The organism is Phaeodactylibacter luteus (assembly GCF_007993045.1).
GTDB lineage: Bacteria > Bacteroidota > Bacteroidia > Chitinophagales > Saprospiraceae > Phaeodactylibacter > Phaeodactylibacter luteus.
On record NZ_VOOR01000287.1, the window covers coordinates 1 to 223 of the forward strand.

Consider the following 223-nt stretch of genomic DNA (forward strand, 5'->3'; position numbering starts at 1 on the left):
TCTGGTAGACTTCAAAACCGGCTGCTGCTACTGTGCCGTTAGAGAACTCGATCGCTACGTCCTGCAAGCTGCCGTCCTTGCCGTATGCTTCTGCCTTGGTGATGGCAGAGCTTACGCCCAGTACTTCGCTCAGCTGTGCATCTTCAGTTGCACGGATCACCAGCGTGAACAGTACGCCTTCGGCTGCCTGGCCGTTCCAGCTTGTTGTGATCATGCCCTCGCT

1 protein-coding gene is annotated in these 223 nt (G+C 56.5%); it reads right to left on the reverse strand.

Annotated elements, in window-relative coordinates; genetic code table 11:
* Positions 1-223 (reverse strand): hypothetical protein (locus FRY97_RS22875; protein WP_170254926.1); only part of this gene is annotated, 223 nt, incomplete at both ends.